The organism is Eggerthella sp. BIOML-A1 (genome assembly GCF_009875595.1).
Lineage (GTDB): Bacteria > Actinomycetota > Coriobacteriia > Coriobacteriales > Eggerthellaceae > Eggerthella > Eggerthella lenta.
Window position 1 is genome coordinate 1 of sequence record NZ_WWRZ01000014.1, and the last position, 19,959, is coordinate 19,959.

Sequence of the window (19,959 nt, forward strand, 5' to 3'; positions counted from 1 at the left end):
GAACCCGGAAGTTAAGCCCGCCATCGCCGAAAGTACTGCAGCGTCAGGCTGTGGGAGGATAGGGCGTCGCGCTCGCGGAGGGCGTTTCGGCATGCGAAGGCCCCGCCCCCCTCGGGAGGCGGGGCCTTCGCGCGTTCTGGGGCTCCGCTCCTCTAGGAGGCGCGTGGCGTTCCGTGTCCGGGGTCTTGAGGTTCATCCCGCCCGGGAGCTGGATCGCGAAGCCTTCGAGTAATCCGTCTCCGGCCTTATTCGCCCTCTTCTTTCTCCCATTGTCTACTGCTTCCCTTTTCCTTGCGTTCCGCATGCGCCGAAGCGCCGTTGGGACAACTCGCTTGCTATATATGTTGACAACATGCATGCTTAAGGAGTATAGATGTTATTAGCATATAGAGGCGAGCTTGCGGAAGGAAGTGGGGCCTATGCCGAGAGACGATTGCGGCGGAGAGGGTGCGGCGCGTCAGCCGTGTTGTCGACGCCGCGGAGGCGGCGGCGGGGCGTTGGTCGAGCCTGCCGCCCTTGCAGCATTGCTGTATGCGGGCGGATATGGCTACGACATGCGCAAGGCGATCCTCGAGCGTACGAATGGCGAGGTGGATGTCGACGTAGGCGGCTTGTACCGGTCGCTCAGACGGCTCGAGGACGAAGGTGCGGTGGCATCTCGATGGTGCGACGAGGACGTTGGGCCGCGCCGTCGCGAGTACGAGCTGACGCAGCAGGGAGTCGAACTGGCCGAACAGTGGCTCGATGCGCTTCGGGCGCGACGGCGCCTCGATGATTTGCTGGTCGAGTTGCTGGAAGGCGGCTTGGCGGAGCTGAAACGAAACGACGTTTGAAGTATTATCCGGACATGAATGAAAGAAGGGCGAGATGGGCGAGACGATGAAGCTTGCGGTGCCGACGATGGGCGAAGCGGGGTTGGAATCCGAGCGCGCGGGGCATTTCGGCCACTGCGACTGCTTCACTGTGGTGGAGATCGCCGATGGCGAGATCACGGGTACGAGCGAGGTGGCCAACCCTCCGCACGAGGAAGGCGGGTGCATGCGTCCGGTCGGCTTGTTGGCCAAAGCCGGAGTGGACGCTATCGTGGCGGCGGGCATGGGCATGCGCCCGCTCACGGGCTTCAACCAGGCGGGCATCACGGTGTACTTCGAAAACCAGACGCCGATCGTGGGTGATGCGGCGAAGCTGGTGGCTGCGGGCAGCGTGCCGGTGATGAGCGCGGACAACGCGTGCAACCATCACCACTGATCACCTGTTTGACGAGGTCGTTCGAACACCCTCGAAGCTTGGGCTTCGAGGGTGTTCTTCTTTGCGCGCTTGAAAGGTCATGCTATGCTGCAAGGAAGCGAATGAAAGGACGAAGCGGTGCGGCAACTCGATGAAGAAGGCAGATATCGTCTCGGGGCAGCGGACCTTCTGACGTCGAAGCGCTGCGTGCTGGAAGGGGCGGTGCCTCCGATCGCTATCACGCAGGAGGAGCCTGTTCGGTCGTACGGTTGGGTGAGCAAGGGGCTGCCGACGCCCGCCACGGGCGGACTCTATGTTGTCGAGTTCTTCGGGAAAAGCGATATCGCGATCTTGGCTTATATCGATCCGTTCGGGCGCGTGTTTTCGACGAGCGAAGCGTCTGTCGTGCCTCCGGCGAGGACTCCCGATCTGACGTTCGCGAGGGTTCCCCAGCAGGCTGCCGGAGAAGAGCTGGGGTGCGTGTACGTCCACGAAAGCGACGGGTCGAAAAAAGATGTGGCCCAATACCGCAGCGCGAGCGGCCGCTATACGCTGTTCGATTCTTGGTACGACTTCGGCCCGTACAGCATGAACTTGACGTACGAAGACGCGATGGCTCGGGCGTATTTGGCGTTCGTGCTGCGTCCTTCGCTCGGAGCACCGTCGGTACCCGAGCGCGGCATCGGCGGCGTGTTCGAGCGGCTGAAGGGCGACAAGCCCTTGACGGCGATGCGATCCATCGTGGAGGACGCGCGCTGTGCCGAGGACGATCCGGTGTGCAAGCCTCCTGCGCTCGTCAGCTGCTTGGCGCACTGGCTGACCGAGGCGGGGCTGGACAAACTGACAGGGGTCAAGGACGAGGCGCTGCGCTTGGTTCGCACCGTGCGCTACGCCAACACCTATTATCTAGGCGTGGAAGAAGAGGAAGCTCCTATCACGATCGAGACGGTGTGGGCGATCGAGGCTGCGCTCAATCGGTTTCTGCTGGTAAGCGAGGCGTTCGGCGATCGCGCCTCGATGGCAACGGAGGCGGATTGCGCTCGGTGGGACGCCTATCTGCTGGAAACGGTGGCTGCGCAGCGTCCAGTGATGGACGGGCCTGCGGATGCGCCTGCGGCAGAGCGGGCGGGCGAATGGAGCGTGCGGTGCGCGATAGGGGCGATGCTCGAGCGGTTGCGGCTCCCGGTGCGTTTGGACGCGTCGATGCGCTTCGACGTGGAGGCGGGGGCGGCGGCGTTCGATCTGAAGGTTCCGGGCGCGTCGCTCATGCCGTCGTGGGCGTGGCGGGAGGAAAGCGGCTGGGTGCAGGCGAGCGAGCGCGATCGGGACGCGCAGGCGCATCGCTACGCGCTGCATCTGGGGCTGGTGCTGGCTGCTGCTGCATTCGACGCTTCGTCTGGAATCCGACGCGTCGACATCGTGGCGCGGCCGTGCGAGAACGCGGCGCCGAGCTCGAGCGACGAAAGTAAGGGAGAGTTTCCGCGCGAGTCGTCTGCGCGGGCGTTCGTGCAGGCGACGTTCGCTCGGGAAACGTACGAGGCGTTCGGACGCTTCGAGGATGCGCGCGCCGGCGACCCGTTGCCGCCGTATGCGGCGAGCGGGGCGATCTTCGATGTGGAGGCGGCCGAAGCGTTCGCGTACGTCGACGCCCTTCCGTCGCACGAGCTGCGTCTGCAGATGCCGGAAGTGGTCGACGGGGCGTTGGCGGACGACGTGCGCGTCCAGCTGGGCGCCGAGCGATGCAAGGACGTGCGCATCACCTTCCAGGCTGCGCGCCGTCGCATGGCCGAAGGTCTTGCCGACGAGATCGTGCGCGCTTCGAGCACGGCGGACGCCATCCGGCTCGTTCGCGCGGCGCAGGAGGAGGCGGCCGGCCAGGATGACGACCGTGCGGTCGCGTCGTGCACGCGGCTCATGGCGGCGCTTGCCGAAGGCGAGATCGGCTTGGGCGATCAGAACGCAGTGGTGGCGCGCTTCCTCGGAGAGGATCGGTGCCTTGCGGCGCTCGGACGTGCTCGGTCGTTGTCTACGAGCGGCGACCAGGAGACGGCGGTGCAGGTGCTCATCGATGCCGTAGGGGAAGCGGCGGCCCTTGACGGGTTCGTGGACGGCGCGACCACCGTGTACCGTTCGTTCGACTCGTACGCGTCGCGCGTGCTGTACAACCGTGCGCGGGCGGGTGCGGGCGCTCCGTCGCGCGCTTCGGCGGATGCGGGCAAGCGGGTGGAGGTGGTCCCCGATTCCTACTACCTGTGTCATCTGGAGATCACGCAGCTTTTGGAGCACTCGTTCGAGCGTACCGAAGAGGCGTTGCGGTTCGGCCAGCGCGCCATCGAGCTGGGGCCTGCGACGGCAGCCGGCTACCGTCAGCTGGGTCGCGCTTACATGTTGGTGGGCGACATGGAGAACGCCGCTGCCGTGCTGGAGGAGGGACTGCTGATCGCCGTGCAGCCCAGCGACATCGCCATGGCGTACTACCAGCTCGCATACGTGCTGTGGAAAGCCGGGCGACCGCAGGCGGGCGCGGCATGCTACCTCAAATCGCTCATGACCTCGTCGTCGATGGCGATGCAGGCCACGGCCGAGCTGCAGGAACTGGTGGAGGAGACGGGCGTGGCGCTGCCGCCGAGGGAAGTCGTCGACGAAGAGCTGGCGAAGCATGCGGTGCCGGTGGCGCCTACCGCCGAGGTGCTCGAAGCGTTGGGCTCCGGCGCGTCCGCTGCCGTCGATGCCGGGATGTTCCCCGTCGCACGCAACCTGCTGGCCCTGCGCCTGCGCTATCGTCCGGACGACGCGCTGGTGAACGTGCTCCGTTCGTTGGGCGAGTGATGGCGGCTTCGCGGGTGTTTGCGCTACAATAGACCGATTCAGAATGCGAGAGACGAAGGATACGCCATGGCTTTGCAAGCTCCCGAAGGAACGAAGGACCTCCTGCCCGACGAGGCGAAATTCTGGGCGCACTTCAAGGCGACGGCCGCCGACATGTTCGGTCGCTACGGCTATGTGACTATCGAGACGCCCGTCTTCGAGCAGACCGAGCTGTTCGTGCGCGGCATCGGCGAGGCTACCGATGTCGTGTCGAAGGAGATGTTCACGGCGATCTCGGGCGAGAACCTGAACAAGCTTCTGGGCGGCGGCACCATCAAGGGCAAGAGCCGCCTGTCGCTGCGTCCCGAAGGCACGGCGGGTGTGGTGCGCGCGGTGGTGCAGCACGATCTGGTGCCGCAGGGCGCGGCTCCGGCGAAGCTCATGTACGCAGGCCCGATGTTTCGCGCCGAGCGTCCGCAGAAGGGTCGCCAGCGTCAGTTCAACCAGGTAGGCATCGAGTGCCTGGGCGCCGAAGATCCCAGCGTGGACGCCGAGGGCATCATCATGCTCATGCGCTTCTTCGCCGCCATCGGCATTCCCGTGGACTCCACGCGCCTTCTGGTGAACTCTATGGGCTGCGAGCAGTGTCGCCCGGCGTACCGCGATGCCGTGAAGGCGTACATGGACGCGCATGCGGACGAGCTGTGCGACGAGTGCAAGCGCCGCGCGGAGATCAACCCGCTGCGCGCGTTCGATTGCAAGAACCCCGACTGCGCCGCCGTGATGGCCGATGCGCCGAAGATCACCGAGCACCTATGCGACGACTGCCGCGAGCACTACGACACCGTGAAGGCGTACCTCGGCGGCGCGGGCCTTTCCTTCGAGGAGGATCCGAAGCTGGTGCGCGGCTTGGACTACTACACGCGCACGGTGTTCGAAGTGCAGGTGACCGAGGGTATGGGCAGCCAGAACGCCATCGGTGGCGGCGGGCGCTACGACAAGCTGGCCGAGGAGGTGGGCGGGCGCCCCACGCCCGGCTTCGGCTTCGCGCTGGGCTACGAGCGGTGCGCGCTGGCGCTGCAGGCGGCGGGCTACGAGTTCCCCGCGGCTCGGCGCTGCGACTTCTTCGTGGCCTGCGTGGACGACTCGGTGCGCGCGGAGGCGTTCTCGCTCGTTCAGGCTTGCCGTGACGCGGGGCTCATCGGCGAGATGGATCATCAGCATCGCAGCTTGAAGAGCCAGTTCAAGCTGGCCGACAAGCTGGGCGCCGTGGTTGTTGCGGTGCTGGGTCCCGACGAGCTGGCCGCCGGCCAGGTGAAGGTGCGCAACATGCGGACGCACCAGGAGAGCGCGGCGGATCTCGCCGCGCTGAAGAAGCTGCTGGCGCATTTCGGCGGCGAGCCGTTCGGCGGAGAGGCGGATTCCCTCGAGGCTATGCTGGGCAAGCTGGAAGCCCGATAGCCGTCAGCGTGCGGGAGGGGCGATAGCGAGCAAGACGACGAAGGCGGCCGAGAGGCCGCCTTCGCTTGGGAGGGGGAGGATCTTGTTAGAGGCTTACCATTTCCCGGCGCTCAGGTTCTTGCCGAGCAGGTAGCCGAAGGTGGTGCAGGCCCCGCCCAGGTTGATGCCGGGCACCTTGTAGTCGTACACGTCGCCGTACATGTCTCCCACGACCGTGCCCACGCCGTACAGGCCGGGGATGGGGTCGTTTTGGCTATCGCACACGTGCATCTGGATGTCGGTGTTGAGGCCTCCTGTGATGCATAGCGTGTAAGGCTCGTTTTTGATGCCGTAGAACGGGGGCTGCTTCACTGGCAGCAGGAAGCGCTTGTCCTTGTGGAACTCGTCGTCGAGGCCCGTCTCGCAGTACGAGTTGTACCGTTCGACCTGGGCGAGGAACTCCTCGCGCGGCAGGCCCAGACCGTCGGCCAGCTCTTCGAGCGTGTCGGCCTTCACGGCGTTCTCGGCCATCGTGGCGTCGAAGCCGGCGTACTCGTCGGTGGTGGTCCAATCGGTGTTGGGGTCGAACAGCGCCTGGATGGCGTCGTAGACCTCCTGCGTGTCGCGCGGCTCGCCGCCCACGCGGTCGCTCTGCCAGGGGGCGGAGTCCTGCACCCAGTTCTCGTCCCAGATGAGGAACGCGCATCCGTCGGGCTGCACGCGCTGCGGATAGGGCATGTAGCCGTACGTGCAGTTCTCGTTGGAGTAGCGCACGCCCTTCTTGTTCACCAGCAGGCCGGGGAACGTGGTGAGCGCGCCTTCCGCCCACCAGCGGCAGGGCAGCACTTCGTCGCCCATCGTGGCCAGCATGGGGGCGTTCGGCGTGTACTTCTGCCAGGACGCGCCGATCCACAGCGCCAGCTTGAGGCCGCTGCCGTCGTAGACGCCGCCGTAGCCGAAGGGCAGCGCCATGGGGCAGTACTTCGCCACCATGTCCTTGTCCTGCGAGAAGTCGCCCGTGGCCAGCACGACGCCCTTCGTGGCCTTGTAGCGGGTGTACTCGCCGTCGTGCTTGGCCACGCAGCCGGTGACGCGGCCGGTGTTGTCGCCCTCGCGGTCGAGCTGCACGGCGGTGGTGCTGAAGAAGACCTGGCCGCCGCCCTTCTGGATTTCCTCGGTCAGCGCTTCGACGACGATCTGCTGCGACGCGCCGGCCGCTTGGGCACCCTCGGCGACGAAGGAGTGGGATACGTTCAGCGTTTTGAGCGGGCCGCCGTCCCACCAGTCGGTGCCGCCGTCGCGCTGGTTGTTCTCGATGACGGCGGAGATGCCGTAGGGCTCCATCTTGTCCATGAGCCAGTTCATGGCGTTGCCAGACTCGTTGTAGACGAGCCACCACTTCTCCTGGTCGAGGCGGAAGCTGTTCGACGCGAAGATCTCCTGGAAGATGGGTTCGATCTCCTCGCGGGTGAAGTCGAGGCCCAGCTCGTGGGTGAGGCGCGTGTTGAACGCCGCGTTGGAGCCGCCGCGCGACACGGGGCCGTCGCTCGAGGCGATTACCACGACGTCGGCGCCTTCCTCGACGGCGGACGTGGCGGTGACGAGGCCGCCCACGCCGGCGCCGATGACGAGGATCTCGCATTCCACGGTGTTTCCGATCTTGCTCTCGTCCACGGGCTCGGGCGGAATCTCGAAGTTCCACTTCGCGTTCGTGAATTTCTCGGCATCGAGCACGAGGTCGCCCGATGCGGCGGCGACGGTTTCCTTATCCTGCGGCGCGCATCCGGCCAAGCCGAGCGTGCCCGCCGCGGCCGCGGCGGCTCCGGCCACCGTGGCGCCCTTCAGGAAGCTGCGACGATCCATCGACCTTGCTGTTTCCATGTTCCCTCCTTCGTTCGGATGATCCCCTGCCGAGCGCTGCGGCGACGTCTTTCGCTTCGTCTTGCGCGACGCTCGACGGGATGTAGCGTATGATCGATCGGGCCGGCGCGCGTCACTCAAAACGTGGCATTGGCGGCTTCGAAGGCAAGCGGCGCGCATCTCACTCGAAATGCGTTATTCCTTGGCGGCGCCGTCATTTATACTGGCACCATGGCATCGCGTCCATGGAAGGGGAGTCATGGAAAAGGGGAGAGCCGATACCGAAGGAGGCTCCGCGCTGTTCGTCCGCCCGACGGTGCTGGACGCAGGAATCGGGGTGCTGTACTTCTTCACGTCGCACATGGTCATCCGGGCGATGTACTCGATCGGGGTTGATCGCACGTCGACGGAGCTGTCCGTGTTCTTCCTCGTGGTCATCGCATCGGTCATCGCGGCGCATCTGCTGTCGAGGCCGCTGCTGCGGGCGCGCCGGTTCGCGGAATCGGCTTTGGGGATACCGGCGGTCAGCGTGACGGCGGCGTTGGGAGCCACGCTTGCGCTTGTGTCGATGCTGCCGGTGGTGGACGTGGGGCTGTTCTACGTGTCGGGCGCCTTGCTGGGGCTTGCCTGCGGGTGGATCATCGTCATCTGGACGTCGACCATCCACGCTTCGCGGCCCGAGAGCGCCTCGTTCTACCTCGATCCGGCGCTCGTGGTGGCCGTCGTGTGCTATTTTCTGTTCCGCTGCGTCAGCTCGTTCTCGGACACGATCGCGCAGGGGTTCCTGCTCGCGCTGCCGCTGGTGACCATCGCGTGCATCATCCGCGCCGCCAAGCCCGCCGACGAGGGCGATGCGCCGGCGCTGGGCGAGGGGACGCAGGCGCTGCAAGTGCTGGTGGCGGTTGCGGCGGCGTTCGCCATCGGGTGCAGCGTGACCGTGTACTTGGCGGGGCGCGAGAACGACGTGCTGTCGTCCGGTCTCAACTACATGGTGCTGTTCGAGGTGCTGGCGGTCATCCTCATGGCGTTCTGCTGCTGGCTGATGAGCCGGTTCTCGCAGCAACGGGGCGCGCTGTCGCCGCGCGGCACCGCGCTGCTGACGCTGTGCGTGTGCTATCTGCCCCTGTTCTCCATCGGGCTGGTGATGGGCGGGGCGGCCATCCCGTCGAACGCGCCGGACGCGCTGTGGGAGAGCAACGTGTGGGTGCTGCTCATCGCCATCTTCGCTTACGACATCCGCGATTCGGTGTACGCCATCCGCGGGTTGGCCGTGGGGCTGATGTTCGAGGCCATGTGCATCGGCCAGCTGATCGCGCGCGTGTCCACGCTGAGCTTCTCGTCGTGCGCGCTTGCGGTGGCCGGGGCGCTGACGGCGCTGTACTTCTTCAGCGTGGGAAGGCAGCTGCTGCGCGGGGTGCCGAAGAGGAAGCGGCCGCGCGAGGAGGAGAGGCGGGCCGAGGAGCCGCGGGCGCGCGCCGAGGAGGAGACGGGAGACGAGGCGATGCCGTCCGAGATGCTGGCGTACTGCCGCAAGCTCGCGCTGGAGAACGGCTTGACGCCGCGGGAGGCCGAGATACTCGGGCTCATCGCCATGGGGCGCAGCGCGAAGTACATCGCCGAGGAGCTGACGATCTCGCACAACACGACGCGCACCCATATCAAGCACGTATACGAGAAGCTGAACATCCACTCGAAGCAGGAGCTGCTCGACCTCGTGCTGTTCGGGTCGGGATTGATGTGAGGCGCGCCCGCGCCGCCGGGAGGGGGCGGCGTGTTCGCGAGGGGCGGGATAGGCAAACGTCTTAAAAGGCACCTGCCCCTGTTTACGGCATTGATCAGTGTCGCGTGGGGCGCCGGTGGCGTTTGAGTGCTCGGTCATGTATACTACATGCATATCGCAGTTTCTTGAAAGGAGCCCTCATGCCGGCTTTGCAGGTGCGAGATTTTCCCGACGATTTGTACGAGCAGTTGAAGGCGTATGCGGCCAGCCAGCATCGCAGCATCGCGCAGCAGACCATCGTGGCGGTGGAGCAGATGCTGGAGGCCGCCGACGCGCAGCATTATTGGGACGGGCATGACCTGCACCGCCTGGAGCGGCGCCCGCGTTACTTCGACTTCGACACCGAGGCGAAGCGAGCCGCGCGCATCGAGAAGCGCAAGGAGCTGTTCGCGGAGATCGACAAGCTGCCGAAATTTGACGTTCCGGATGATTTTCCGGACACGGTGGAACTCATACGCCAGGGTCGCGAGGAGCGGGATGCGATTATCGACGCGATGATTGCTGCCGAGAAGCAGAAGGCGGTCGAAGCATGATAGTCCTTGATTGTTCTGCGGCGGTTGACATGGTAAGGGAGACCGAAGCCGGTCGAGCTCTGAGGCAATTGATGCTTGAAGGAGAAGAGGTAATCAGCTCTCAGCTCTTTCTCATTGAGGTGTCGAATGCTTTTTGGAAATACCATAAAGCGGGTCTTCTTGATGAGAAAACGGTATGCGCCAACATCGAGAAAGCGATCGCTCTCGTAGACGAGTTCTGTGATCTTGATAAAACCCAGTGCTGCGAGGCCACGAAAGAAGCGATGCGCTTGCGCCATCCCGTTTACGACATGCTGTACTTCGTGCTCGCGCGGCGCAATGCGGCCACGTTGTTCACGCTGGATCGCAAGCTGCAACAGTTGTGCTTGGACAACGGGGTGAACTGCGTGCTGACGGACACCGAGTTCTAGCGGGGCGTTCGCGCGCATTTTGCATGAAACCGGACGCCTATTTCGACCCGCACTCCCTCGATGCTGTACAATGACTAAGTTTGAGTAACATCTGCCGCGCACCTGTTGGGCGGCAGATGCAGATAGCGGTGCTGAGGAGCAAGGAACCAACTCTATGACGGACTTCATGAACGAATACTGCATGCATACCGCCACGTGCGGCGAGCTGCGCAAAGGCGACGTCGGCCGCGAGGTCGTGCTGACGGGCTGGGCGTGGCACAATCGCGACCACGGCGGGCTCATCTTCATCGACCTGCGCGACCGCGCGGGCTACACGCAGGTGGTCGTCGACCCTGACTGCGTGAGCGCCGACGACTTCGCGAAGGCCGAGCACCTGGGTCGCGAGTACGTGCTGAAGGTCGCGGGCACGGTGCGCGAGCGCGGGGCGGAAGCCGTGAACCCCAACATGGCCACGGGCGAGATCGAAGTGCTGGCGAAGTCCGTCGAGGTCCTGAACACGAGCGTGACGCCGCCGTTCTCCATCGAGGACGGCATCGAGACGGACGAGACCACGCGCATGAAGTGGCGCTACCTGGACATCCGCCGTCCCGAGATGTTCGAGGCCCTGCACTTGCGCCATAAGGTGGCCCAGGCCATGCGCGGCGCCCTGAACGAGCGCGGCTTTCTGGAGGTGGAGACGCCCATCCTGGCGAACTCCACGCCCGAGGGCGCACGCGACTACATCGTGCCGAGCCGCCCGAACCCGGGCCGTTTCTACGCGCTGCCCCAGAGCCCCCAGCAGTTCAAGCAGATGCTGATGGTGGGGGGCATCGAGCGCTATTACCAGATCGCCCGCTGCTTCCGCGACGAGGACCTGCGCGCCGACCGCCAGCCCGAGTTCACGCAGGTGGACATCGAGATGGGCTTCGTGCAGGGCGAGGACGTGATGAACCTCATGGAGGACGTCATGGCCGAGACGCTGGCGGCCGTGGGCGTGGAGCACGCCTTCCCGCTTGAGCGCATGCAGTACCGCGAGTCCATGGACCGCTTCGGCAACGACCGTCCCGACACGCGCTTCGGCATGGAGCTGGTGGACATCACCGACATCGTGAAGAACACGGGCTTCAAGGTGTTCTCGAGCGTGGCGCAGTCCGGCGGCGTGGTGAAGGCCATCAACGCGAAGGGCGCGGGCGACTGGAGCCGCGGCGACGTGGAGAAGCTGGCCGACATCGCAGCCGAGAACGGCGCGAAGGGCATGGCCTGGATCGCGTTCACGACCGACGGCAAGGAGAAGAGCCCCATCATCAAGTTCTTCAGCGACGAGGAGTTCGCCGCGCTGAAGGAGGCCATGGACGTGGAGCCGGGCGACCTTCTGCTGTTCGCCGCCGACACCTACGAGGTGGCGAGCGCCGTGCTGAGCGCGCTGCGCCTGCACATGGCCGATGCGCTGAACGTGCCGCGCGAGGGCCATCAGCTGCTGTGGGTGGTGAACTTCCCCATGTTCAAGTACGACGAGGACGAGAAGAAGTACGCCGCCGAGCATCATCCGTTCACCCACGTGCTGGACGAGGACGTGGACAAGATCGAGAGCGACCCGCTGGCATGCGGCAGCTACAGCTACGACCTGGTCATGGACGGCTTCGAGGTGGGCGGCGGCACCATCCGTATCCACAACGCCGACGAGCAGCGCGCCGTGCTGCGCACGTGCGGCTTGACGGACGAGGAGATCGAGGAGAAGTTCGGCCACCTCATCCACGCGCTTGAGCTGGGCGCCCCGCCGCATGGCGGCATCGCGCTGGGCCTCGACCGTCTGGTCATGCTGCTGGGCGGCAAGGCGTCCATCCGCGACGTCATCGCCTTCCCGAAGACGAGCTCCGCGAGCGACCCGATGACCGGCGCCCCGAGCGCCGTGACGGGCCGCCAGCTCAAGGAAGTCAACCTGCGCACGCTGTAGGGAAGCGAGCGAAAGAGCGCATCGAGGGGCTCGTTGATCTCAACGGGCCCCTGTTCTATCCGAATGCGTTGTCGTCTGCGCCGGACTACGCCGCTGGTTCGCCGGTCTGGGCCTTGTCTTCCAAAGGCTTGCGCTGCCGGTTCAGGCGATCGAACTTGTTCTTATCGGTTTCGGCCATGCCTTGGCCGGGATCGTGACGTTTATCGAACAGCGGATCGGCAGGGTCGGTCCAGATGCGCTCGGCCACAGGTTCCCATTCCTCGATGGAGCGCGTGCACTTGGCGCACAGGTTGCGTGCGCTTTCCTTCGCCTGCAGGTCGGTGGAGTGGGCGCCGGCGGTTTCCACCATGTCCGCCAGCACGTCCTGGTTCTCCAAGATGGGGCAGGGACGCAGCAAGTTGTCGTTGAACGGCTGCCGCTCGTAGTACTGCATGAAGATCGGAGATTTCAGGGCATCGAGCAACGTCGTCTCGCGTATGTTCGCGTTGGCGTAGTGCGCGAACACGCACGGCTCCACGTCGCCGGCGGCGTTGATATGCAGATAGCGTCGTCCGCCGGCGATGCATCCGCCCACGAACTCGCCATCGTTTTGGAAATCGAGGGTGAACAGCGGTTTCTTGCTGCGCATCTCGCGGACGAAGCGGTAGAGGCGTTCGCGCTGGTCGGCTTGCACCATGAGTTCGACGGGCGCGTCCACGCCTACGGGCATGTAGGTGAATATCCAGGCGAATAGGACGCCCTGGCCGATCATCCAGTCGAAGAACTCCTCGGAGGCGATGGAATCGGCGTTGGCTGACGTGTAGCAGCACGAGACGCCGAAGGGGAGCCCGTGCTGTTTGAGCAGGCGCATTGCCCGGACGACCTTTTGGTACGTGCCCTCGCCGCGGCGTCCATCGGTTGCTTCCTCGAAGCCTTCCACGCTGATGGCGGGGATGAAGTTCTTCACGCGCAGCAAATCTTGGCAAAACTCTTCGTCTATGAGCGTCGCGTTGGTGAACGAGAGGAACGAGCAGTCGGAATGCGCTTCGCAGAGCGCGATGAGATCCCGCTTGCGCACGAGCGGCTCGCCGCCGGTGTAGATGTACACGTAGGTGCCGAGCTCGGTGCCTTGGCGGATAATGGAGTCCAGTTCGTCGTAGGAGAGGTTTTCCTGGTGACCGTACTCGGCGGCCCAACAACCGGTGCAGTGCAAGTTGCAGGCGCTCGTAGGATCCATGAGGATGGCCCAGGGCACGTTGCAGCGGTGCTTCTCGCGCATGGTCTCCTGCTTTGGCCATGCCATGAGGTTGCCGTCAACGAGGAACGTCTTGATGAAGTCGTTGCGCATCACGGGATTCAGCTCGAGCAAGCGCGTGATGAGCTGGTACCAATTGCTCTGCTGGTCGATAGCGTTGCGGAAGGCGGTCCTCTGACTGGGGAACAAGTCGGCAGGTGCTACCTTGTCCAGCATATCCATGATCTTGGTGGCGTTGCGCTCGGGGTCTTCCAAGAGATAATCGAGCGTCTTCTCGAAGGCCGCGTGCTTGATCTGATCGGTTGCCTTCATCGCTTCCTCCTCTTATGCATTGATTGTTCCACGTATGCCGAATAATCATCTTACGTAGATTCCGGTAACGAAATGAAGAAGGGCGATCGCCAAGTTGGAAACGAATGGATCTATCTGGGTGTTCTGCAGAGGATCGGGTTCGATCAACTTTGCTGGAAAGACGACGGCTTGCGATGGCGCGGCGCCGCAAGGCAAAGGATTCCTGCGGTCTCGACGGCGAACGCGATGGTCGAGACTGTGTGCTTTTGGTTGCTTCAGAGGGTTGGGGTTCGACCGGATTTTGCGCTTCCTTTATACTGGAGCGGTTGTTGTTTTGAGTATCTCGAATGGGCCGGGGCGGCGCCATGTTCCGAACCTGGTCAGGTCCGGGAGGAAGCAGCCATAAGGGACCGCTGGCGAGCGCCCCTGCCTATTCGAGATACTTTTTTGTATCGGGCTGCGACCGCGAGGACGACATGGACATCATCAATTTCTTCGTCAACCTGCTCTCGGATCCGCGGGGGGCTATCGCGGGCTGGATTATCGCGCTGGGGCCGCTGTGGGTGTACTCGCCGCTGTTTCTCATCGTGTTCGTGGAGACGGGTCTTGTGTTCTTCCCGTTTTTGCCGGGCGATTCGCTGTTGTTCGCGGCGGGCGTGTTCTCTGCCGACGGTGGAGGGTTGAACGTCTGGGCTACGCTCATCGTGTTCTACGTTGCCGCTATCTTGGGCAACACGTCGAATTACTGGATCGCGCGGTTCTTCGGCGCGCGCATCATCGATTCCGGCAAAGTGAAAGCGCTCACGCCTGAACGCATGAGCAAGCTCGACCATTTCTTTGCCAAATACGGCGGGCTCACCATCGTCATCACGCGCTTCATGCCGTTCTTCCGCACGTTCGCCCCGTTCATTGCGGGTACCGGCCATATGAATTTCGGCAAGTTCACGCTGTTCAACTGCATCGGCGGCATAGCCTGGGTCAGCCTGTTCGTTTTGGTGGGATACTTCTTCGGCGGTATTCCGCTCGTGCAGGATCACTTCGAGGTCATCGTGCTGGGCATTGTCGCCGTGTCGGTGGCTCCGGCTATCATCGGCGCCGTCAAGGCCGCTATGAGCTCGCGCAAGAAGAAGACGGCTGACGGACGCACGCAGGCCCAAGCCGAGATCGATGCCGAATTGGTCGAGGAGCTCGAGCTGCGCGGCGCTCATGCGGCAGTCGAAGAAGGGCTCTCCGGCAAGCATGCGGCCCCTGTCGCGAAGGCGGTTCAGGAGATGCCGCACGGCGCTCATGCGAAGGCGGAGTCCGAAACGGAGTAGCAGGGAAGAGGGCGTACGCGATGGCAGAGGCACTTTACCGTAAATACCGGCCGCAGATCTTCGAAGACGTTGTCGGTCAGGAGCATATAGAGCGCACGATCAAAAACGCGATCGAACAGGACAAGGTGAGCCACGCCTACCTGTTCACGGGTCCGCGCGGCACCGGCAAGACCACCACGGCTCGTCTGCTGGCGAAAGCCTTGCTGTGCGAATGCGGCCCTACCCCCGAGCCTGACGGCACGTGCGATGACTGCGTGATGATTGCGAACGGCGAACATCCGGACGTCTACGAGCTGGACGCCGCGTCGCGTACGGGCGTGGAGAACGTGCGCGAGGAGATCATCGGTCGCGTCCAGTTCGCTCCTACGCGCGGGCGCTATAAGATCTATATCATCGACGAGGTTCACATGCTGTCGACGGCGGCGTTCAACGCGCTGTTGAAGACGCTCGAGGAGCCGCCGAGCCATGTGGTGTTCATCCTGGCCACCACCGATCCGCAGAAGGTGCCCGAGACCATCCATTCGCGCTGCCAGCGGTTCGACTTCCGCCGCATCTCGGCCGAGTCCATCGTGTCGCGCCTGGGCGCCATCTGCGTGTCCGAGGACGTGGAGTTCGAGGGCGAGGCGCTCGATCTGATCGCGCATCGCGCCGAAGGCGGCATGCGCAACGCGCTGACGTCGCTCGAGCAGCTGATCGCGTTCGGCGAGGGCAAGGTGACGATGGAGGTGGCCGAGAGGCTATTGGGCTCCATCGACACGAACGACCTGGCCGAGATCGTGCGCGCAATCGGTACGCGCGACGTGGCCTCGTGCTTCCGCTGGACGGCGGAGTACGTGGAAACGGGTGCGGATCTGGCGCAGTTCGCGCGCGATTTGGCCGAGCATATGCGCAACATGTACGTGCTGTCGCTGGCGGGCGCCGACGTGGCGCTCGAGGTGAGCGAAACCGTGCGGCGCGAGCTTGCGAGCGAGCTGCCGCTGTTCGGCCCTGACCGCCTGGCGCGCCTGCTGGGCGTGCTGGGCGACCTGTCGGCCGAGTTGAAGACGTCGACGAACCCGCGTCTGTCGTTCGAGATCGCGCTCACGCGCATGGTGCGGCCCGATTCCGACTTGACGCTGGAGGCTCTTGCCGAGCGCATCGAGGCGCTGGAGAGCGGGCACTCCGCGGTTGCGCACGTGATCGGGGGAGGGGCTGCTGCGGTTGCCGCCCCTCAGGTTGCGGCGGCTTCGGCTCCCCAGGTTTCGGTTGCGCCCGTGCCGGCTTCTCCGCTTGCATCCCCTGCGACCCAGGGGGCGCCGATGCCCGCCTCCCAGCCTGCCGCGGCTCCCGCTTCCGCTCCTGGTCCCGATCGCGCATCGTCGGCCGAACGCGCTGGGGCGGCGCCTGCCGCGCCGGCGCAACCCGTCGCTGCTCCGCAGGTTGCGGCGCCGTCGCGCGAGGCGGGCGGCGTCCCGCCGCAAGGGGCGGAGGGCGTTTCGGCTCCTCGACCCGCATCGCCCGTGACGCAATCTCAGGCTCCGTCCGCCGCGGCTCCCTCCGACCAGCTCAAGGCCAGCCTGCAGAATCCGGCTGCCCTGCAGCGCGTGTGGCAGGCGGTGCTGGCGACGCTCAAGAAGAACAAGGCTGCTTACGGCGTGCTGTTCCTCAACACGAAAGCGGTGTACGACGCGGGCAAGGACACGTTGATCATCGAGTTCCCGGCCGAGAACTCGTTCGCCTTCAAGGCGGTGCAGAAGCCCGACGTGCAGGAAGCGGTGTCGGTCGCGCTCAACCAGGCGTGCGGCGAGTCGTTGCACTTCGCGTACGCGCAGGGCGGCGCGGTTGCCACGGCGGCGGCTCCGGCCGCGCGTCCTGCGCCGTCGCCGGCTTCCGCGCCGTCGCCGACGCCGCGTCCGACGCCTGCTCCGGCCCAGCGCCCGCAGCAGCCTCAGCAGGCGGCTCCGGCGGTTTCTGCTCCCGCGCCGCGCCCGACGCCCGTGCCGGACTACGACATACCTCCGTACGAGGACGAGGTGGTTCCGTACGACGACGGTTACGTCTCGTCCGCGCCGACGCCCGCGCCTGCTCCGGATCCAGTTTCGGCGCCGACGCCTGCTGCCGCCCCGGCTCCCGCGGCTCCGGCTCCTGTGGATGCTCGCACGTCGGCGACGCCCGAGCCTGCGGTGCAGCAATCGCCCGAAGAGCTGCAGGCCATTCTGGCCGCCGGTTTCGGCGATGGCGTGCGCGTCGAAGAAGTGAGAGAATAGCGCGACAGCTAGTTCGCCGCACGTATGCGGCTTGTTCGAAACGACCATGACAGATAGGAGACGACGATGTCGAAACGAGGCGGTTTTCCCGGCGGCGGCGGTAACATGGGCGCCATGATGAAGCAGGCGCAGAAGATGCAGGCCGAGTTGGCGCGCGCCCAAGAGGAGATCAAGGACATGACGTTCGAGGCCACCGCCGGCGGCGGCATGGTGAAGGTGGTTGCGAACGGCGACATGACCGTGGACAGCATCGTCATCGACCCCGAGGCCGTGGATCCCGAGGATGTCGAGATGCTGCAGGACATGGTGGCCGCCGCGGTGAACGAGGCGCTGCGCGGCGTGTCCGAGATCAGCTCCCAGCGGTTGAACGCCGCGACCGGCGGCTTGAACATTCCGGGCCTTATGTAACCTGGTTCGGATAGAATCGCGATCATGTACGCTGCGCCGTCCATTCAGAAACTGCTCGACGAGCTTGAGCGCTTGCCGGGCGTGGGGCCGAAGTCGGCGCAGCGTATCGCGTACTGGATCCTCAACGCCGATAAGGCTACGGCGCTGCGCTTGTCGGAGGCTATCGCCGAGGTGAAGGAAACGGTGCGCTTCTGCTCGCGCTGCTTCAACTACGCCGAGGACGACCTGTGCGAGATCTGCCAGTCGTCCAAGCGCGACGCGGGCATCATCTGCGTGGTCAGCGAGCCGCGCGACATCCCGCCCATCGAGCGCACCGCGGTGTACAACGGCGTGTACCACGTGCTGGGCGGCGCCCTTTCCCCGATGGAGGGCATCGGCCCCGACGAGCTGCGCATCGCCCAGCTTATGAAGCGCCTCGCATCCGACGAGGTGCGCGAAGTGGTGCTGGCCACGAACCCTAACGTTGAGGGGGAGACCACGGCGACCTACCTCGCCCGACTCATCAAGCCGCTCGGCATCGCCGTCACCCGTCCCGCCAGCGGCCTGCCCGTCGGCGGCGACCTCGAGTTCGCCGATGAGGTTACCCTCGGCCGCGCTATCGAAGCCAGACGGCCGCTGTAGGGGAGGCGGGCAGGGGAGTTTACTCCTCTCGCTTGCGAGTTTAATCTTGCCGCGAACGTATCGAAGCGAGCGTATGAAGTACTATGGGACGTATGGCGACGGCATTGACGGGTGATGTCGGGTGCCGAAGGGGCGAGGGGGACGTATGAGGGCTTGGCCGGCGGCGAAATACCTGACGTACTGTTTCTGGCGTTCGTGGATCCTCGTGGTGTATACGGCGCCGATCTGGAGCTACGTAGCGAACGGGACAGGGTTCGCATCGTGCTCGTTCTCCATGTATGCTTGGTCGACCGTTGCATTCGCGCTGGTCGCGGCTCTGTTGGCGTTGTTCCATGAAAAGGCTTCTCTCGTTTTGGCGCGCAAGGGCGTTATGTGCCTTGCGGGCGTAATCTCGTCGGTCGGCATGTTGATGGAATATGCGGGCGCGTTTCTGTTCTTTGACGGAGCCAACCTGCTGTTCGTGTCGGGAGCGCTCCTAACGGGCGTCGGCACCGCGTTCATTGCCGTACGCGCCGGTCAGATCTACGCGGCGACGCGTCCGGTGGTGGCCGTGACGAACACGGCGCTGTCCGAGTTGGCCTCCGGGCTCGTCTTCTTCTTCGTGGTGGGCACTGTGCCGCAGATCGCGCTGTTGGTGGCGGCGCTATTGCCGTTGGCCGCCGCGTTGATGACGCTGTTCGAGTCCGACGCGGACGCGACGCGCGGACTTGTGCGTCGCCGCGCGGCCGACATCGATGCGGCCACGCGTCGTGCAAGCGTCTTCGCGTTCGCGCGCTTCCTCGTAGTGGTGTTCCTGCTCACGTTCATGGCGAACCTGTCGAAGGGCGCTTTCGCCCTGCAAGATGCCGAGGCGTCGTTAGCGAGCGGCACGATAGGCGTGTCGCTGGTCATTTTGGTCAGCTTCGTGTTGGTGCTGGTGAGCAGCTTGCTCAAATCGTTCGATTTCGGCGTGGCGTATTACCCGCTCGTGCTCATGCTCGTGCTGGCCGTGGTGGTGGTGTTCTCGTCGGATGCGGGCAATATGGCCGCTGCGGCGGTGATCGTGCTGGTGTACTGCTTGTTCTCTCTGTTCATGTGGTGCTTGCTGACGTATTTGGCTCGCAGCGATTATTGGAGTTCGATTCAGGTGTTCGGGTACGGACGCTCGGTTTTCGCGCTCGGTTCGTTGGCAGGGCTCGTCGTGGGGCAGGGTTACCCGCTTGCCGAGATGGATGGCTCTGAGTCGTTCATCGTCGGCTTGGTGTTGGCGTTTTTGCTGGTGGCAGCATCCATGCTGATTTTCAGGGAAAGCGATGTGCGCAAGATCACCAGCGCGGGATGGCTGGCGGTCGAAGCGGTGGCCCCGAAATCGTCGGTATCGGACGGGCTCGATGTCGTTCGCGATGCCGTCGTCGCAGACGACTCTCGCGACATGTTTTCCGAGGAGGTGATCGCCGAGATGGGGTCCGGGGTCGATGCCGATGGGTTCGCGGCCGATCACAACCTCACTGCACGCGAGCGCGAAGTGTTCGAGCTTATGCTGCGCGGCCGCGATGCGAAGTCCATCGGCGAGGCGCTGGTCATCTCCGACAACACTGCGAAGGCGCATATCCGCAGCATCTACGCCAAGACGGGCGTGCACACGCGTCAGGAGTTCATCGACGCCACCGAGCATGTGATGCGCTGAGCCGTTAACGATCTCGCCTCCCCTCGATGGCCGCCTCTGCGGCCATTGCTTTGTCTAAGGGTTGTTTCTCCTGATGAAAAGACAGTTTACTCCTGCAGTCAGCCGGTTTAGCCCTTCCAGGCGATAGGCGAGCGCCTTCGTCGCGCGCACAATCTCTCTCGTGAAGGTCGCAGGAACGTTCTACCC

Annotated in this window: 15 protein-coding genes and 1 other RNA gene; 14 read left to right on the top strand and 2 right to left on the bottom strand. The window is 64.5% G+C overall.

The window, feature by feature from the left end; genetic code table 11:
• The first annotated feature begins 419 nt into the window (after positions 1-419).
• The 4 genes from GT590_RS13820 (at position 420) to hisS (ending at position 5,496) form a co-directional block, all read left to right on the top strand.
• Positions 420-833, top strand: coding sequence for a PadR family transcriptional regulator (locus tag GT590_RS13820; protein WP_009609487.1), 414 nt, complete (start codon positions 420-422; stop codon positions 831-833).
• A gap of 34 nt (positions 834-867) precedes the next feature.
• Positions 868-1,248, top strand: a complete 381-nt coding sequence (locus tag GT590_RS13825; protein ID WP_009305176.1) for a NifB/NifX family molybdenum-iron cluster-binding protein — start codon at positions 868-870, stop codon at positions 1,246-1,248.
• 117 nt (positions 1,249-1,365) lie between these two features.
• Positions 1,366-4,056, top strand: coding sequence for a hypothetical protein (locus GT590_RS13830; RefSeq protein ID WP_161171178.1), 2,691 nt, complete (start codon positions 1,366-1,368; stop codon positions 4,054-4,056).
• A gap of 66 nt (positions 4,057-4,122) precedes the next feature.
• Positions 4,123-5,496: a histidine--tRNA ligase gene (gene hisS / locus GT590_RS13835; RefSeq protein WP_161171179.1), complete on the top strand. Its 1,374-nt coding sequence runs from the start codon at positions 4,123-4,125 to the stop codon at positions 5,494-5,496.
• 93 nt (positions 5,497-5,589) lie between these two features.
• On the opposite strand, the gene GT590_RS13840 is transcribed toward hisS, so the two are convergent.
• Positions 5,590-7,356 (bottom strand): FAD-dependent oxidoreductase, encoded by a 1,767-nt coding sequence (locus GT590_RS13840; RefSeq protein ID WP_009305173.1) that lies wholly within the window; start codon positions 7,354-7,356, stop codon positions 5,590-5,592.
• A gap of 238 nt (positions 7,357-7,594) precedes the next feature.
• Between GT590_RS13840 and GT590_RS13845 the strand changes: the two genes are divergently transcribed.
• The 4 genes from GT590_RS13845 to aspS all read left to right on the top strand — a co-directional run bounded on the left by GT590_RS13845 (position 7,595) and on the right by aspS (position 11,991).
• Positions 7,595-9,076: a helix-turn-helix transcriptional regulator gene (locus GT590_RS13845; protein ID WP_009305172.1), complete on the top strand. Its 1,482-nt coding sequence runs from the start codon at positions 7,595-7,597 to the stop codon at positions 9,074-9,076.
• Positions 9,077-9,255: 179 nt separating this feature from the next.
• The gene (locus tag GT590_RS13850; RefSeq protein ID WP_009305171.1) at positions 9,256-9,648 is read left to right on the top strand and encodes an argininosuccinate lyase; all 393 of its coding nucleotides are present in this window, start codon (positions 9,256-9,258) and stop codon (positions 9,646-9,648) included.
• Positions 9,645-10,058 carry a type II toxin-antitoxin system VapC family toxin gene (locus GT590_RS13855; protein ID WP_035578422.1) on the top strand — a complete coding sequence of 138 codons (414 nt, stop codon included), beginning with the start codon at positions 9,645-9,647 and terminating at the stop codon, positions 10,056-10,058. Before GT590_RS13850 ends, GT590_RS13855 begins: the two co-directional genes overlap by 4 nt.
• Before the next feature lie 154 nt (positions 10,059-10,212).
• The gene (gene aspS / locus GT590_RS13860; protein WP_009305169.1) at positions 10,213-11,991 is read left to right on the top strand and encodes an aspartate--tRNA ligase; all 1,779 of its coding nucleotides are present in this window, start codon (positions 10,213-10,215) and stop codon (positions 11,989-11,991) included.
• Positions 11,992-12,076: 85 nt separating this feature from the next.
• Here aspS and GT590_RS13865 read toward each other — a convergent pair whose 3' ends face one another.
• The gene (locus tag GT590_RS13865) at positions 12,077-13,537 is read right to left on the bottom strand and encodes a radical SAM protein (protein ID WP_009305168.1); all 1,461 of its coding nucleotides are present in this window, start codon (positions 13,535-13,537) and stop codon (positions 12,077-12,079) included.
• A 323-nt stretch (positions 13,538-13,860) separates the two neighbouring features.
• Here GT590_RS13865 and ffs point away from each other — a divergent pair.
• The 6 genes from ffs to GT590_RS13895 all read left to right on the top strand — a co-directional run bounded on the left by ffs (position 13,861) and on the right by GT590_RS13895 (position 19,773).
• Positions 13,861-13,956, top strand: an RNA gene (gene ffs / locus GT590_RS13870) — signal recognition particle sRNA small type.
• Positions 13,957-13,992: 36 nt separating this feature from the next.
• Positions 13,993-14,832 carry a VTT domain-containing protein gene (locus tag GT590_RS13875; RefSeq protein ID WP_021410707.1) on the top strand — a complete coding sequence of 280 codons (840 nt, stop codon included), beginning with the start codon at positions 13,993-13,995 and terminating at the stop codon, positions 14,830-14,832.
• A 20-nt stretch (positions 14,833-14,852) separates the two neighbouring features.
• Positions 14,853-17,078 (top strand): DNA polymerase III subunit gamma/tau, encoded by a 2,226-nt coding sequence (gene dnaX, locus GT590_RS13880; protein ID WP_114550400.1) that lies wholly within the window; start codon positions 14,853-14,855, stop codon positions 17,076-17,078.
• Between the two features lie 66 nt (positions 17,079-17,144).
• Positions 17,145-17,486 carry a YbaB/EbfC family nucleoid-associated protein gene (locus tag GT590_RS13885; protein ID WP_009305164.1) on the top strand — a complete coding sequence of 114 codons (342 nt, stop codon included), beginning with the start codon at positions 17,145-17,147 and terminating at the stop codon, positions 17,484-17,486.
• A 24-nt stretch (positions 17,487-17,510) separates the two neighbouring features.
• Positions 17,511-18,107 carry a recombination mediator RecR gene (recR, locus tag GT590_RS13890; protein WP_015760052.1) on the top strand — a complete coding sequence of 199 codons (597 nt, stop codon included), beginning with the start codon at positions 17,511-17,513 and terminating at the stop codon, positions 18,105-18,107.
• Positions 18,108-18,252: 145 nt separating this feature from the next.
• The gene (locus GT590_RS13895) at positions 18,253-19,773 is read left to right on the top strand and encodes a response regulator transcription factor (RefSeq protein WP_114550401.1); all 1,521 of its coding nucleotides are present in this window, start codon (positions 18,253-18,255) and stop codon (positions 19,771-19,773) included.
• The last annotated feature ends 186 nt before the right edge of the window (positions 19,774-19,959 follow it).